Consider the following 13,645-nt stretch of genomic DNA (forward strand, 5'->3'; position numbering starts at 1 on the left):
CAGAAGCGGATGCCGCGGGCCGTGCGGGAGCAGCAGATGCTGGACGCCGCCGTGCGGATCTTCGGGCAGCGGGGGTACCGGGCCGCTTCGATGGACGAGATCGCGGAGGTCGCGGGGGTCTCGAAGCCGCTGGTGTACCTGTACTTGAACTCCAAGGAAGAGCTCTTCATCGCGTGCATCCGGCGGGAGGCCGCGGCGTTGGTCGCGGCGGTGCGGGGCGGGGTGAGCGGCGATGGCCCCGCCGACCGGCAGCTCTGGGCAGGCCTGCGCGCCTTCTTCACGCACACCGCCGAGCAGCCCGACGCGTGGGTGGTCCTGCACAACCAGGCCCGTACGCAGGGAGAGCCGTTCGCGGCCGAAGTCGCCGTGATGCGCGAGGAGATCGTGGCGTTCGTTACGTCCCTGATCGCGGAGGCGGCACGGGAAGCGCACCGGAAGCCGGAGCTTGCCGAGCGTGAAGTCGCGGGCTTGGCACAGGCGTTGGTGGGCGCGGCGGAGTCGCTCGCCGGCTGGGCCAACGGGGATGCGTCGGTGTCCGCGAAGGAGGCTGCGGCGACGCTGATGAACTTTGCGTGGGCGGGGCTCGGGGATTTGATGGACGGGCGGCGCTGGGTTCCTTAGTGGAGAGTTCCGGTGAGGTGGGTCTTGGTGTTGCTGCGGAGTTCGAAGGCTTGGCCGGTTGCCGCGTACGTGACTGTGGCGGGGAGTAGTACGGGGGCCTTGAAACCGACGTGTACGTGGGCGGCTTCGGGGGTCTCGTGCTGCGTGTACTCCGCCAGGCAGCGGGCCGCGGTCCACATGCCGTGGGCGATGGCGCGGGGGAAGCCGAGGAGGCATGCGGTGAGGGGGTACAGGTGGATGGGGTTGCGGTCACCTGAGACGGCGCCGTAGCGGCGGCCGAGGTCTGGGGGGAGCTGCCATTCGGCTTGGGCGGCGGGGAGTGGGGTGCTGTCACTTGGTGCGTGTGGCGTGCTGGTGCGGTGGCGGGCCAGGTAGGTGCTGCTGGATGTCCATACGGTGGTGCCGTCGACGCGGGCTTCGGTGACGAGGGTGGCTTCGGTGCCGCGGCGGTGCGGGGTCAAGTGCGATGCGTGGACGGAGAGTTCGAGGTTGTCCGCGGTTGTCAGGGCGCGGTGCTGGGTGATCTCGATGGACGTGTGGACGAGGCCGAGCAGGGGGAGCGGGAAGGCGCGGGTGGTCATGAGCCGCATGGCCAGGGGGAAGCCCAGGACGTGGGGGTAGGTGAGGGGGAGGGTGTGCTCGGGGGTGCGGTAGCCGCAGAGGCGGGAGTAGGCGGCTAGGTGGGTGGCGCTGGGGCGGACGTCGGTGAGGGTCGGGCGGGAGTCGGGGAGCGGGGCGTCGGGGTGGGGGCGCTTGAGGGGGGAGAGGATCGCGCCGCGGAGGAGTAGGGGGGTGAGCATGGGGGGTCCTTTCGGGGTGGGGCCGTCTGTGGGGGCGGGGCCGCGCCGGTATGTCCGTCCTCGCCATCCGCTGGTGGGCGTGTGTCTGCTTCGGCTGGGGAGCGCTGAGTACCGTGCTCCGGGCGGAAATCCCGACACGTCCCCTCGCGTCTCGATGCCGACTGCGGGTGAGTGGGGGCTGTTCGGTGCGGGGGAGGCGCGGGGTAAGCAGAGGCCGGTGCTGACGAGGGCTACGACCCGAGCAGGCTTTGGCCACAGACTCGTACGACCTGCCCGTTCACCCCGCCGGACGCCGCCGAGGAGAGCCACGCCGTGGTCTCGGCCACGTCCACCGGCAGACCCCCCTGCGCCAGAGAGTTCATCCTGCGACCCGCCTCGCGGATGAAGAGAGGCACCGCCGCCGTCATCTTCGTCTCGATGAAGCCGGGGGCCACCGCGTTCACCGTCACCCCGTACTCCGCAAGCGCCCCCGGCGCGAGCGAACGCACCAGGCCGATGATCCCCGCCTTGCTGGCGGCGTAGTTCGTCTGGCCCACGTTCCCCGCGATCCCGGCGATCGACGCGGTGGCCACGATGCTCCCGCCCCGGTTCAGCGTCCCGGACCCGAGCAGCGCGTCCGTCGTGCGCAGCACGCTCGTCAGGTTGACGTCCATGACCGGGTTCCAGCGGTCCGCGGGCATGTTGGCCAGCTTGCGGTCCCGCGTGATCCCCGCGTTGTGGACGAGGATGTCCAGGCCGCCGGGGGCGAGCGCCGACGCCATGCGCTCCCCGGCGTCGTCCGCCGTGATGTCCAGCGGGAGTGCCGTACCGCCGAGCCGGTCCGCGACCCGCACCAGATCCGCCTGCGCGGACGGCACATCGAGCACGACCACCTGCGCGCCGTCCCGCGCGAGGACCTCCGCCACCGCCTCGCCGATCCCGCGCGCCGCCCCGGTGACCAGTGCCGTACGGCCGGACAAGGGCCGGTCCCAGTCGCCGGGGATGTCCGGCTCCACCTCACCCACCTCGATCACCTGTCCGCTGACATACGCCGACCTCGGTGAGAGAAGGAACCGCAGCGTCGACTCCGCGGCCCCCGCCGAGCGCATGCGGACCAGCGTCGCCGTACGGCCACGCCCCAGTTCCTTGCCGAGGGAGCGTACGAAGCCCTCCAGAGCCTGCTGCGCCGCCGCCTGGTGGTGGTCCGACGGCGAGAGCGGTGCGCCGAGCACCACCACGCGGCCGTTCTCCGCCACCGAGCGCACCACGGGGTGCAGCGCCGCGTGCACGTCGGACAGGGCGGGGGTGTCGCTTATGCCCGTCGCGTCCAGTATCACCGCCGCCGGGCGGGAGGAGGAGGGATCGGTCGTGAGCTTCAGGTTCGTTCGCTTCAAGATCGACGCCACCTCCGCCTCGTGAGTCGACTCTCCTGCCGTCAGGTGCAGCAACTCGCCCTCAAGGTGCGGGTGTTCCGGAGTCCAGCGTCGCAGGGGCGACGGCTGGGGGAGGCCGAGCCTTCGGGTGAGGAAGCGGCCGGGCGCGGTGCCCGTGAAGTTCAGATAGCGGTCGGCCATTGTCCAACTCCCAGCTCGGTCGTAAATTTACTTCGGAGTAAGGTTACTCAAGGGTCAGGAGTTGGTCGAGACATGAAACTGCCCACCACCCGCCGCGTGGCGGTCATCGGCGGCAGCCGCATCCCGTTCGCACGCTCCGACGGCCCGTACGCGACCGCGTCCAACCAGGAGATGCTGACCGCCGCGCTCGACGGGCTCGTGGAGCGCTACCGGCTCGAGGAGCCGGGCGCCGTGGGGGAGTTCGTCGCAGGCGCCGTACTCAAACACAGCCGGGACTTCAATCTCGCCCGCGAGACCGTCCTCGGCTCGCGACTCGCGGCCACCACACCCGCGTACGACATCCAGCAGGCCTGCGGCACCGGCCTTCAAGCCGTCATCGCAGCCGCCAACAAGATCACGCTGGGGCAGACGGAGTCGGCGGTCGCGGGCGGCGCCGACACCGCGAGCGACGCCCCGCTCGGCGTCAACGACTCCCTGCGGAAGATCCTCCTCGCCGCGCGCCGCGCCAGGACGGCAGGAGGGCGGGTCAAGGCGCTCGCCCGCGTACGGCCCTCGCACCTCGTGCCCGACATCCCGCGCAACGCCGAGCCCCGTACCGGGCTTTCGATGGGCGAGCACGCCGCCGTGACCGCACAGGCGTGGGGCGTCACGCGCGAGGCCCAGGACGAACTGGCCGCGGTCAGCCACCAGCGGCTCTCCGCCGCGTACGACAGGGGGCTGCTGGACGGGCTCGTCGTACCCTTCCGCGGGCTTGAGCGGGATCAGAATCTGCGACCCGGGTCGAGCGTCGAGAAGCTGGCGAAGCTGAAGCCCGTCTTCGGGGCGAAGGGGCCCAACCCCACCATGACCGCGGGGAACTCCACCCCGCTGACGGACGGCGCCGCCGTCGCGCTGCTCGCCAGCGAGGAGTGGGCCGGGGCGCGCGGGCTCGAACCGCTCGCCTACCTGACCGCGTACGAGACCGCCGCCGTCGACTTCATCGGGGGTGACGTCGTCGGCGGCGAGGACGGGCTGCTCATGGCGCCCGCGTACGCCGTGCCGAGGATGCTGGAGCGGGTGGGGCTCGGGCTCGCGGACTTCGACTTCGTCGAGATCCATGAGGCGTTCGCCTCGCAGGTACTGGCCACGCTCGCCGCCTGGGAGAAGCGGGGGCTCGGGGCCGTGGACCGGGATCGCCTCAACGTCGCCGGATCTTCCCTCGCCACGGGGCATCCCTTCGCCGCCACCGGCGCGCGTATCGTCGCCACCCTGGCCGAGCTGCTCGCCGAACGCGGCACTCCCGGACGTGGTCTGATCTCGATCTGCGCGGCGGGCGGGCAGGGGGTGACGGCGATTCTGGAGCGGGGGTGACCAGCGCACCGTTGAGCACCGGCTTCGCCGAGTCCGTCCTCAATCTCCCCCAAGCTCTTGACGAGCAGGGGGACCCCCTCGACGGGCTGAATCTCTGCCCCCACCGACAAGGAGCCGCCCCTATGTCACCCTCCTCCTCCACCCCTCGCCCCGCCCTCGTGGAACCCCACCTGCGTCACCTCGACGGCGCCGTACGCGAAGTCTCCGTGCCGCCCTTCGCCGCCGCCGTCCGCAGTGGGTCCCTCGCCGACATCCCCTTCGACAACGCCCGCGATGCCCCCGCCGAAGCCGTGCTCTCCCGCAAGGACGCCGAAGGGCGGTGGCGGGACGTGTCGGCCGCTGAGTTCGCCGAGGAAGTCCTCGCCGTCGCCAAGGGGTTGATCGCCGAAGGACTCGCCCCGGGGGACCGGCTCGCGATCATGGCGCGTACGACGTACGAATGGACGCTGCTCGACTTCGCGGGCTGGGCGGCCGGGCTCGTCACCGTGCCCGTCTATCCGACCTCGTCCGCCTACCAGACCCGCTGGATACTCCAGGACTCCGGCGCCGTCGCGCTCGCCGTCGAGACCGTCGCGCTCGCCGCGTCGCTCGGGCCCGAGCGGGACCGGATGCCCGACCTGGAGCACCTGTGGTCCTTCGAGAAGGGGGACGTACGGCGGCTCGCCGAGCTGGGACGGCGCAGCGATGTCTCCGACGCCGAAGTGGAGGGGAGGCGGGCGGAGTTGCGGCCGGGTTCCGTCGCCACGCTCATCTACACCTCCGGCACCACCGGCCGCCCCAAGGGCTGCGTCCTGACCCACGGCAACTTCTTCGCCGAGGTCGACAACGCGATCGAACTCCTCCACCCCGTCTTCAAGTCCATCAGCAAGGAGCCCGCCTCCACCCTGCTCTTCCTGCCCCTGTCCCATGTCTTCGGGCGCATGGTCGCCATCGGGTGCCTGCGTGCGCGGGTGCGGCTCGGGCACGCGCCCAGCATCCAGACCGAGGATCTGCTCGGCGACCTGGCGGGCTTCAGACCCACCTTCCTGCTCGCCATCCCGTACGTCCTGGAGAAGGTCTTCAACACGGGGCGCGCCACCGCCGAGAAGATGGGGCGAGCCTCGTCCTTCGACCGCGCGGCCCGTATCGCCGTCCGCTACGGCGAGGCGGTCGAGGCGCGGCAGCACGGCACGGGCCCAGGACCGACGTTCGGGCTGCGGATGGCCCGCGCGCTGTACGACCCGCTCGTCTACCGGCGGATCCGCGCCGCCCTGGGCGGCAAGGTGCGGTACGCGATCTGCGGCGGCTCGCCGCTCGGACGCCGCCTCTCCGCGTTCTACGCCGGGGCGGGCATCGAGATCTTCGAGGGGTACGGCCTCACCGAGACCACGGCCGCGGCCACCGTGACCCCGCCGCTGAAGCCCCGGCTCGGCACGGTGGGCTGGCCGCTGCCCGGTTCGCGGGTGCGGATCGCGGACGACGGCGAGGTGCTGCTCGCCGGGGGACAGGTCTTCGGCGGGTACTGGGACGGGCAGGCACGGAGTGTGGTGCCCGCGCAGGGGGAGTGGTTCGCGACCGGGGACATCGGCGCACTCGACGCCGACGGATATCTGTCCATCACCGGCCGCAAGAAGGACATCCTCATCACCAGCGGCGGCAAGAACGTGGCGCCCGCCCCGCTGGAGGACTGGCTGCGCGCCCACCCGCTGGTGGGCCAGTGCATGGTCGTCGGCGACGGCCGCTCGTACATCACCGCGCTGCTCACGCTGGAGACGGACGGCATCGCGCACTGGTGCCGTATGAAGAAGAAGGTGCACACGGGCCCCGGCCTGGTGGACGACGCCGAACTGCGCGAGACCCTGCAGCGCGCCGTCGACGAGGCCAACAAGCTCGTGTCGCGGGCCGAGTCCATCCGCCGGTTCGCGGTCCTTCCGGTGGAATTCACGGAGGAGAGCGGCCATCTGACCCCGTCCCTGAAGCTGAAGCGGGACGCCATCGAGCGGGACTTCGCGGAGGAGATCGAGGGCCTCTACGGACACGGTAGGTAGCGGCTGTCACCCACGGTCACCTGAACGGGCGGGGCTGCTGCCCCGCGCTTAGGGTGATCGAGGGGCAGACCCGACCCTGGGAATCCTGGGAGGTTGCCGTGCGCAGAGCTGGTGCGCTCGCCGGTGTGACCACGCTGGCCGTCATGGGGACAGGGATATGGCTGCCGGGCGCGAGCGCGGCGGCTTCCCCTTCCGCGTCTCTTTCGCCGTCGCCCGACCTCTCGCCCGACCTTTCGCCCGATCGGTCGCCCGATCTTTCGCGCTTCTACACGCAGAAGATCAAGTGGAGCGCCTGCGAAGGAGACGGGGCAGGCCTCCTCGAATCCGAGTCCGACGCGACTCCCGTCCCCAAGGACAAGAGCATCCAGTGCGGCAAGATCACTGTTCCCCTCGACTACAGGAAGCCGAAGGGCGACACGGTCAAGGTGGCCATGGTCCGCATCAAGTCCAGCGGCAAGCCCCGGGGTTCGCTCCTGCTGAACTTCGGCGGGCCGGGCGGCGCTGGTGTCTCCGGGCTGCTCAGCGCGCAGAAGGAGTTCGAGTACCTCGGCAAGGGGTACGACGTGGTCTCCTTCGACCCCCGTGGCGTGGGGGAGAGTTCGCCCGTCAGCTGCGGTGACGCCGGTGCCGACGAGCAGGGGATGGACGAGGACTCCGACGACCCCGGCGCCGTACTCGACCGGATGCGCAAGATATCCGAGGCGTGCGAGAAGAAGTCCGGGCCGATCCTTCCGCACATCGGGACCGTCGACGTCTCGCGCGACATGGACGTCATGCGGCAGGCGCTCGGCGACAAGAAGCTCAACTACCTGGGCTTCTCGTACGGAACGCGGCTCGGCGCCGTGTACACCGCCCAGTTCCCGAAGAAGGTCGGACGGATGGTCCTCGACGGCGTGGACACGCTGACCGAGGACGTCGCCGAGCAGGCCCTGGTCAGCGCGGAGGGGCGGCAGACCGCCCTCGACAACTTCACCAAGTGGTGCACGCGCAACGCGGGTTGTGTCCTTGGGGCGGACTCGCGCGCGGCGCGTGAAAGCATGGCCGAGCTGATCAAGGGGCTCGACTCGTATCCGCTCCAGTCCTCCGACGGCGCGGAGTTCACCGGCCAGGACGTCGTGGACGTACTCGGCCAGGCGCTCTACAGCAGGCAGTCGTGGCCCGCCCTTTCGCAGGCGCTCGGCGCGCTGCTCGCGGACGGGGACCCGAGGGCCTTGCTGCGGATGGGCGGGGCCTTGGCCGAGCAGGCTCCGCAGGTCCCGAAGATCCCGCAGGTCCCGCAGGCCCCGCACGTCCCTCAGGCTCCCCTCTCGCCCGGGGACATTCCCGCCGACAACATGGCCGCCGCGCTCATGGCCGTGAACTGCCAGGACGACCCGGACCGGCCCGACGAGGACAGCATCGAGAAGGAAGTCGCCAAGCTCCAGGAGGAGTTCGAGTCGACGTCCGCGATCTTCGGGAAGTCGATGCTGATGCCGGTGCTCTTCTGCTTCGGGCGGCCCGCCGGTACGGACTACATCCGCGAGGACGTACGGGACGTGAAGAGCCCCGACTTCCTGCTCGTCGGCACGCGGGGCGACCCGGCCACGCCGTACCGCTGGACCGAGGAGACCGCCAAGCGGCTCGGCTCTTCTGCCGTCGTCCTGGACAACAGGGGCGACGGGCACACCGGTTACTCCGGGTCGAAGTGCGTGCGGGACAAGGTGGACGGGTTCCTGCTGTACGGGGAGATGCCGAAGGACGGGAGTTCGTGCGGGACGGCGGAGGAGGACTGACGGCTGGACCGACGGCTAGTGGCGGCCGGTGCGAGCCGCCGGGCCGAGGCGCAGCATCGCGTCCTCGTCCGCGCTGCCCGGCTCGGCCTGGTAGACCACGAGCCGCTGGCCGTCCGTCCGCGCCAGCTTCATCACCTCGTACGTCAACGTCATCGCGCCGACCTTCGGATGGTCGAAGGACTTGATGCCCCCGCCGCGCTCGCTGACTTCGTAGCGCTCCCAGAGCCGGGCGAAGTCCGGTGACTTGAGGAGGAGTTCGCCGACCAGTGCGGCAAGGCGGGGCGAGTCCACGTCGGCGCCGGCGACCGCGCGCAGGTGCGCGACGGACTTGGCGACGGTGTCCTCCCAGGGCTGGTAGAGCACGCGCCCCACGGGGTGCAGGAACACATAGCGCGTGACGTTGCGCTGCTCGGCGGGCCAGTCCCACAGGCCCGGCATGAGGCGGCGCCCGGCGGGGTTCGCGGCCAGCATGTAGCTGTAGCGGCTGACCACGTACGCGGGCAGCGGGCTCAGGTTGTCCAGCATGTGCTGCACGCTCGGGCGGACCGTGTCCCCGGCGGTGGGGTGCGGCTCCGTGAGGCGGCCGGATGCCAGCTCGGCCAGCTCGTGCAGGCGCTCGTGGGCGTCGCCGTAGAGACGCAGGGCGCGGGCCAGGGCGTCGATGACCGAGGGGGAGGGGTTCGTCTCGCGGCCCCGCTCCATGCGCGTGTAGTAGTCGACGCTGACTCCGGCGAGGGTGGCGAGTTCCTCGCGGCGCAGGCCGGGGGTGCGGCGCAGGCCGGTCCCTACCGGGAGGCCCGCGTCGGTGGGGCTGATCTGCGCGCGCCTGGCACGGAGATAACGGCCCAGCTCTGTTCCCTCTGGTGCTGCCATCTCTCCATTGTCCCCGGCGCCGGGCTCCCGTGGGGGGCCGTGTCAGGGCCTGGAACGCTGCGGTCTGCCAGGGAGGCGGGCATTGCCGGATTCTGGTTCTGCGAGGGCCTCCCGGCGGGGGGCACGGACCCTTCTCACCTGGGGACGCCCACCTTCCCGCCTGCCGGTCCACTGCCCACCACCACCCGCCGCCGACTGCCCCACTGGCCGCCTGACCCACCGCCCACCGGCCGAGCGAACGCCCCACCGACTCACCGGCCGAGCAACCAAGCGACCGGCTCACCGGCCCACTGGCCGAGCGACCAAGCGACCGGCCCACCGGCCCACCGGCCGAGCGACCGGCCCACCGGCCCACCGGCCAAGCGAACGCCCCACCGACTCACCGGCCGAGCAACCGAGCGAACGCCCCACCGCCCTACCGGCCCATCGGCCCATCGATCGACCGGCCCACCGGCCACCGGCCCATCGATCGACCGGCCCACCGGCCACCTGCCCACCCGTCCGATCGCCCACAGGAGCCACCGCCCATGCCGTCCTCGGTCGTCGCCCCCGCCGCCACTCCCCCCGCCGCCCCCGCCTCCCTCAGCACCGCACCCCCCACCCGCGCCCCTGCCCCCACCCCCACCCTCGCTCTCCTCGCCTCGCTCCTCGGGTTCACCGTCATCACCGTCGACGTGTCCGCCGTGAACATCGCGCTGCCCGCCATCCGCACCTCCCTGCACGGCGGCATGGCGGGCCTGCAGTGGGTAGTGGACGCGTACACGCTGATGTTCGCCGCCCTCATGCTCTCCGCCGGAGCCCTCGCCGACCGGGCGGGAGCGCGGCGCGCCTACGCCTGGGGCGTCGGACTCTTCACCCTCGCCTCGCTCGCCTGCGCCCTGGCCCCCGGCATCGGCACGCTCATCGCCGCCCGCGTGGCGCAGGGCGGGGCCGCGGCCATCGTCATGCCCGCCTCGCTGGCGCTGATCCGGCAGGCGTACGACGACCCGCGCCGCAGGGCGCGCGCCATCGCGATGTGGACGGTGGGCGGCTCCGTCGCCATGGCCGCCGGTCCGGTACTCGGCGGCGTACTCACCGAGGGGGCGGGCTGGCGTGCCGTCTTCCTCCTCAACCTGCCCATAGGCGCCGTGATCCTCGCCCTCCTCGCCCGCACCGCTCCCTCCCCACGCCGCCCCGCGCCCATCGACATCGCGGGCCAGGCCACCGCCGTACTCACCCTCGCGGGCCTCGCGTTCGCCGTCATCGAGGGAGGACACCTGGGCTGGACGAGCGCGCCGGTGCTCGGCGCCGCCGCCCTCGCCGTCGTGGCGGGCCTCGGCTTCTACGTCGCGGAGAAGCGGCACAGCGCCCCCATGGTCCCGCTCCCCCTCCTGCGCGAGCGCAAGGTGAGCGTCTCCCTGGCCATCGGCTTCGCCGTCAACGCGGGCTTCTACGGCATCGTCTTCCTGCTCGGCCTCTACTTCCAGCAGCTGCGCGGGATGTCCGCGATCGCGGCAGGCCTGATGTTCGTGCCCCTGGCCGTCATCATCACGTCGACGAACCTCGTCTCGCCCCGCATGGCGGAGCGGATCGGCCGCCGCCGGGTCATCGTGGCGGGCCAGGCGGTACTCGCCCTCGCCATGTTCGTACTCCTGCCCCTCGCCGCGAACACCCCGCTCTGGCTTGTGCTCGTCCTGCTCATCCCCACCGGCATGGGCGGCGCGTTCGCGGTCCCCGCGCTGACCGCCCTCCTGATGGACGCCGTCCCCGCCCACCGCGCGGGCACGGCCTCCGGCCTGCTCAACGCGCTGCGGCAGACGGGCGGCGCGATGGCGGTGGCGCTGTTCGGCGCGCTCCTGGCGACAGACGGCGGCGGTACGGGCTTCTCGCTCCCCGGGATGCGGACGGCGCTCCTCACGGTGGGCCTGCTCCTGTGCGCGACGACGGCACTGGCGGCCTGGCTGCTCCCGAGAGACGCCGCCGCCCGCGCCTGAGGTGTGGGCCCCGATTGCAGAAAAGTCCCACCTAGGGGGGCGTAATGCCCCTTTTGTGCGGGACTTTTCTGCAGCGCCCCCACCCTCAACCCCCGGCCGGATTTCCGTTGGGGTCGCGGCCGTCGCGCCGCTAACGTTCCCCGCATGCGCCGACAAGCCGAACAAGACCCCGCAACGCCCGGCCCCGTCACCGCCGACGACCTCGACCGCTCGGTCCAACTCGCCCTCGCCGCCCTCCGCGAGGCGCCGCCCACGGCCTGGGAAGGCAAGGCGGGAACGCTGGAGTGGGACTGTTGGGAGACGGTGGAGCACCTCAGCGACGACCTCTTCGCGTACGCCGCCCAACTCGGCCCGCGTCAACCGCCGATGAGCGGCGACGTGCCTTTCGTCTGGGAGCCGCGCAGGCCCGGCGGCCCCTCGAACGCCATCCACGCGGACCGAACGGCGGGCCCCGCCGGGCTGCTCCAGGTCCTGGAGGCGAGCGGCGCGCTGCTGATCGCCATGGTGCGTACGACATCGCCGACCATCCGAGCCCACCACACCTTCGGCGCCTCGGACCCGGAGGGCTTCGCGGCGATGGGGATCGTGGAGACGCTGGTCCACACGTACGACTTGGCCGAGGGCCTTGGGCTGGAGTGGACCCCGCCCGCCGACGTGTGCGCCCGCGTCCTCTACCGCCTCTTCCCGGACGCCCCGCCGGAGTCGGACGAGGAACCCTGGCCCACGCTGCTCTGGGCCACCGGGCGCGGGGAGTTGCCGGGGTCGGGGCGGGCACGGCTCACGTCGTGGCGGTGGTACGGGGAGCCTCGGGGCTGAGGGCCGACCCCAGCAACTTCCCGCGCCCCCGGCGCCGATGAGTTCTCTGCCTCCGGGGGGTCTCACCCGTAGCAACAGCCACACCGCACCGCACCACACCACACCACACCAGTGCGGGCCCTACGCGAACCGGAGAGACCCACATGTCCACAGCCCGAGAGCTGTCGCCCAGACCCGAGGCCCGCGTCGTCTCCGCCGATGGCACCGAGATCGCGTTCGAGGAGTCGGGCAGCGGGCCGGCCGTCGTCCTGGTCGCCTCGGCGCTTGCCGACCGCTCCGACACGGCCAAACTCGCGGCTCTCCTCGCCCCGCACTTCACCGTCATCAACTACGACCGGCGCGGCCGGGGTGCCAGCGGTGACGCCGACGCCTACGCCCCCGAGCGCGAGGTCGAGGACATAGCCGCCCTGATCGAGCACGTCGGCGGTTCGGCCTCGCTGTTCGGCTCGTCCTCCGGAGCGGTCCTCGCCCTGCGCGCGGCAGCCGCCGGAGTGAACGTGGACCGCCTCGCCCTGTACGAGCCGCCGTTCGTCGTAGCCGAGGGCGACGACGGGCCGCCCACGGATCTCGCACAGCACGTCACCGCGCTGCTCGCGGACGGCCGACGCAGCGACGCCGTCAAGTACTTCATGACCCGGGTACAGGGCATGCCCGGTATCGCCGTGTTCTTCATGAAGCTCATGCCGAAGATGTGGGCGAACCTCACCGCGCTGGCCCGCACTCTCCCCTACGACATCGCGGTCATGGGCGACACCCAGCAGGGCAAGCCGCTCGACGCCGAGGAGTGGAAGGGGGTGGCCGTGCCCACCCGCGTCCTCACCGGCGCCAAGAGCCCGGCCGCGTTCCGGCGCGCCGCTGTCGCCCTCACCGAGATCCTGCCGCAGGCCGACCACCGCACCCTGCCCGGCCTCCATCACGGTGCCGTGGTCATGGCCCCGAAGAAGATCGCTCCGCAGATCGTCGAGTTCAGTGCTTGAGCGGTTGAACCAGGCCATGGAGCACATCGAGGGGCATCTCGATCAGCGGATCGATGTGGCTGAGCTGGCGCGGACGGCGGTGACGTCTGAGTACCACTTCCGGCGGCTGTTCTCCGGGTTGGCGGGGATCCCGCTGTCGGAGTACATCCGGCGCAGGCGGCTGACCGTCGCGGGGGCGGAGGTGCTCGGCGGCGAGCGGACGCTGCTCGATATCGCCGTGCGCTACGGCTACTCGTCCGGCGAGGCGTTCGCGCGGGCGTTCCGTGGCATGCACGGGGTCGGGCCCGGCGAGGCCAGGCGGGGCGGGGTGACGCTCCGGTCCCAGCCACGGATGTCCTTCCGCCTCGTCGTCGAGGGGAGCAGCAGCATGACGTACAAGATCGTCGAGAAGGGCGCGTTCCGTGTCGTCGGCAGGAAGGCGCGCGTCCCGCTCGTCCACGAGGGCGCGAACCCGCACATCGCCGAGTTCATCCGGGGGATCGGGCGGGAGACGCTGCGGCGCATCGAGAGCCTGTCGGAGCATGGGCAGGAGCCGGAAGGGCTCGTCTCGGTGAGCCATGATCTGGACGAGAGCCGTGCCGAGGGGACTGAACTCGACTACTACCAAGGGGTGGTGACGACCCGCGCAGACGTGCCTGATGACATGACCGCGCTCCCGGTCGACGCCGGGGCCTGGGCCGTGTTCGTGAGCGCGGGGCCGTTCCCGCTGACGCTTCAGTACCTGTGGCGGGACGTTTTCACGCAGTGGTTCCCGTCGAATCCGTACGAGAGCAGGCCGGGCCCCGAGATCCTGCGGACCCGTCTCTCCGATGACGGGACGCACGCGGACGCGGAATTGTGGATCCCGGTGGAGCGGATGGCGGCCTCCTGAGGGGGCGGCGGA

At 71.6% G+C, this 13,645-nt stretch carries 11 protein-coding genes; 8 read left to right on the top strand and 3 right to left on the bottom strand.

Annotation, left to right across the window (positions count from 1 at the left end; translation table 11 throughout):
• The first annotated feature begins 9 nt into the window (after positions 1–9).
• Complete coding sequence (locus ACWFRJ_RS26690; RefSeq protein ID WP_453536689.1) at positions 10–621, top strand: TetR/AcrR family transcriptional regulator; 612 nt, start codon at positions 10–12, stop codon at positions 619–621.
• Here the strand turns inward: ACWFRJ_RS26690 and ACWFRJ_RS26695 are convergent.
• The gene (locus ACWFRJ_RS26695; protein WP_453535932.1) at positions 618–1,421 is read right to left on the bottom strand and encodes a MaoC/PaaZ C-terminal domain-containing protein; all 804 of its coding nucleotides are present in this window, start codon (positions 1,419–1,421) and stop codon (positions 618–620) included. The two genes, ACWFRJ_RS26690 and ACWFRJ_RS26695, sit on opposite strands and share 4 nt — an antisense overlap.
• Positions 1,422–1,651: 230 nt before the next feature.
• The gene (locus ACWFRJ_RS26700; protein ID WP_453535934.1) at positions 1,652–2,974 is read right to left on the bottom strand and encodes a 3-oxoacyl-ACP reductase; all 1,323 of its coding nucleotides are present in this window, start codon (positions 2,972–2,974) and stop codon (positions 1,652–1,654) included.
• A 72-nt stretch (positions 2,975–3,046) separates the two neighbouring features.
• On the opposite strand from ACWFRJ_RS26700, the gene ACWFRJ_RS26705 reads away from it, so the two are divergent.
• The 3 genes from ACWFRJ_RS26705 (at position 3,047) to ACWFRJ_RS26715 (ending at position 8,123) form a co-directional block, all read left to right on the top strand.
• Positions 3,047–4,324 (top strand): acetyl-CoA C-acetyltransferase, encoded by a 1,278-nt coding sequence (locus ACWFRJ_RS26705; RefSeq protein ID WP_453535937.1) that lies wholly within the window; start codon positions 3,047–3,049, stop codon positions 4,322–4,324.
• A gap of 122 nt (positions 4,325–4,446) precedes the next feature.
• Positions 4,447–6,351 carry an AMP-dependent synthetase/ligase gene (locus tag ACWFRJ_RS26710; RefSeq protein WP_453535940.1) on the top strand — a complete coding sequence of 635 codons (1,905 nt, stop codon included), beginning with the start codon at positions 4,447–4,449 and terminating at the stop codon, positions 6,349–6,351.
• 143 nt (positions 6,352–6,494) lie between these two features.
• Positions 6,495–8,123: an alpha/beta hydrolase gene (locus ACWFRJ_RS26715; RefSeq protein WP_453536692.1), complete on the top strand. Its 1,629-nt coding sequence runs from the start codon at positions 6,495–6,497 to the stop codon at positions 8,121–8,123.
• A 15-nt stretch (positions 8,124–8,138) separates the two neighbouring features.
• Here ACWFRJ_RS26715 and ACWFRJ_RS26720 read toward each other — a convergent pair whose 3' ends face one another.
• Positions 8,139–8,996, bottom strand: coding sequence for a helix-turn-helix domain-containing protein (locus tag ACWFRJ_RS26720; RefSeq protein WP_453535943.1), 858 nt, complete (start codon positions 8,994–8,996; stop codon positions 8,139–8,141).
• Between the two features lie 527 nt (positions 8,997–9,523).
• Between ACWFRJ_RS26720 and ACWFRJ_RS26725 the strand changes: the two genes are divergently transcribed.
• The 4 genes from ACWFRJ_RS26725 (at position 9,524) to ACWFRJ_RS26740 (ending at position 13,633) form a co-directional block, all read left to right on the top strand.
• Complete coding sequence (locus tag ACWFRJ_RS26725) at positions 9,524–10,969, top strand: MFS transporter (RefSeq protein WP_453535946.1); 1,446 nt, start codon at positions 9,524–9,526, stop codon at positions 10,967–10,969.
• A 144-nt stretch (positions 10,970–11,113) separates the two neighbouring features.
• On the top strand, positions 11,114–11,785 hold the full coding sequence (locus ACWFRJ_RS26730) for a hypothetical protein (protein ID WP_453535949.1): 672 nt from the start codon (positions 11,114–11,116) through the stop codon (positions 11,783–11,785).
• Positions 11,786–11,928: 143 nt separating this feature from the next.
• Positions 11,929–12,762 (top strand): alpha/beta fold hydrolase, encoded by an 834-nt coding sequence (locus tag ACWFRJ_RS26735; protein ID WP_453535952.1) that lies wholly within the window; start codon positions 11,929–11,931, stop codon positions 12,760–12,762.
• Positions 12,755–13,633, top strand: a complete 879-nt coding sequence (locus tag ACWFRJ_RS26740; RefSeq protein ID WP_453535955.1) for an AraC family transcriptional regulator — start codon at positions 12,755–12,757, stop codon at positions 13,631–13,633. Before ACWFRJ_RS26735 ends, ACWFRJ_RS26740 begins: the two co-directional genes overlap by 8 nt.
• Positions 13,634–13,645: the final 12 nt, after the last annotated feature.

The organism is Streptomyces sp. NPDC055239, assembly GCF_053606205.1.

What these genes read in the sequence shown, in the direction of transcription:
- ACWFRJ_RS26725 (WP_453535946.1), top strand. Translation starts at nt 9,524, where the DNA reads ATGCCGTCCTCGGTCGTCGCCCCCGCCGCCACTCCCCCCGCCGCCCCC.
- ACWFRJ_RS26695 (WP_453535932.1), bottom strand. Translation starts at nt 1,421, where the DNA reads ATGCTCACCCCCCTACTCCTCCGCGGCGCGATCCTCTCCCCCCTCAAG.
- ACWFRJ_RS26705 (WP_453535937.1), top strand. Translation starts at nt 3,047, where the DNA reads ATGAAACTGCCCACCACCCGCCGCGTGGCGGTCATCGGCGGCAGCCGC.
- ACWFRJ_RS26730 (WP_453535949.1), top strand. Translation starts at nt 11,114, where the DNA reads ATGCGCCGACAAGCCGAACAAGACCCCGCAACGCCCGGCCCCGTCACC.
- ACWFRJ_RS26715 (WP_453536692.1), top strand. Translation starts at nt 6,495, where the DNA reads ATGGGGACAGGGATATGGCTGCCGGGCGCGAGCGCGGCGGCTTCCCCT.
- ACWFRJ_RS26720 (WP_453535943.1), bottom strand. Translation starts at nt 8,996, where the DNA reads ATGGCAGCACCAGAGGGAACAGAGCTGGGCCGTTATCTCCGTGCCAGG.
- ACWFRJ_RS26690 (WP_453536689.1), top strand. Translation starts at nt 10, where the DNA reads ATGCCGCGGGCCGTGCGGGAGCAGCAGATGCTGGACGCCGCCGTGCGG.
- ACWFRJ_RS26700 (WP_453535934.1), bottom strand. Translation starts at nt 2,974, where the DNA reads ATGGCCGACCGCTATCTGAACTTCACGGGCACCGCGCCCGGCCGCTTC.
- ACWFRJ_RS26735 (WP_453535952.1), top strand. Translation starts at nt 11,929, where the DNA reads ATGTCCACAGCCCGAGAGCTGTCGCCCAGACCCGAGGCCCGCGTCGTC.
- ACWFRJ_RS26710 (WP_453535940.1), top strand. Translation starts at nt 4,447, where the DNA reads ATGTCACCCTCCTCCTCCACCCCTCGCCCCGCCCTCGTGGAACCCCAC.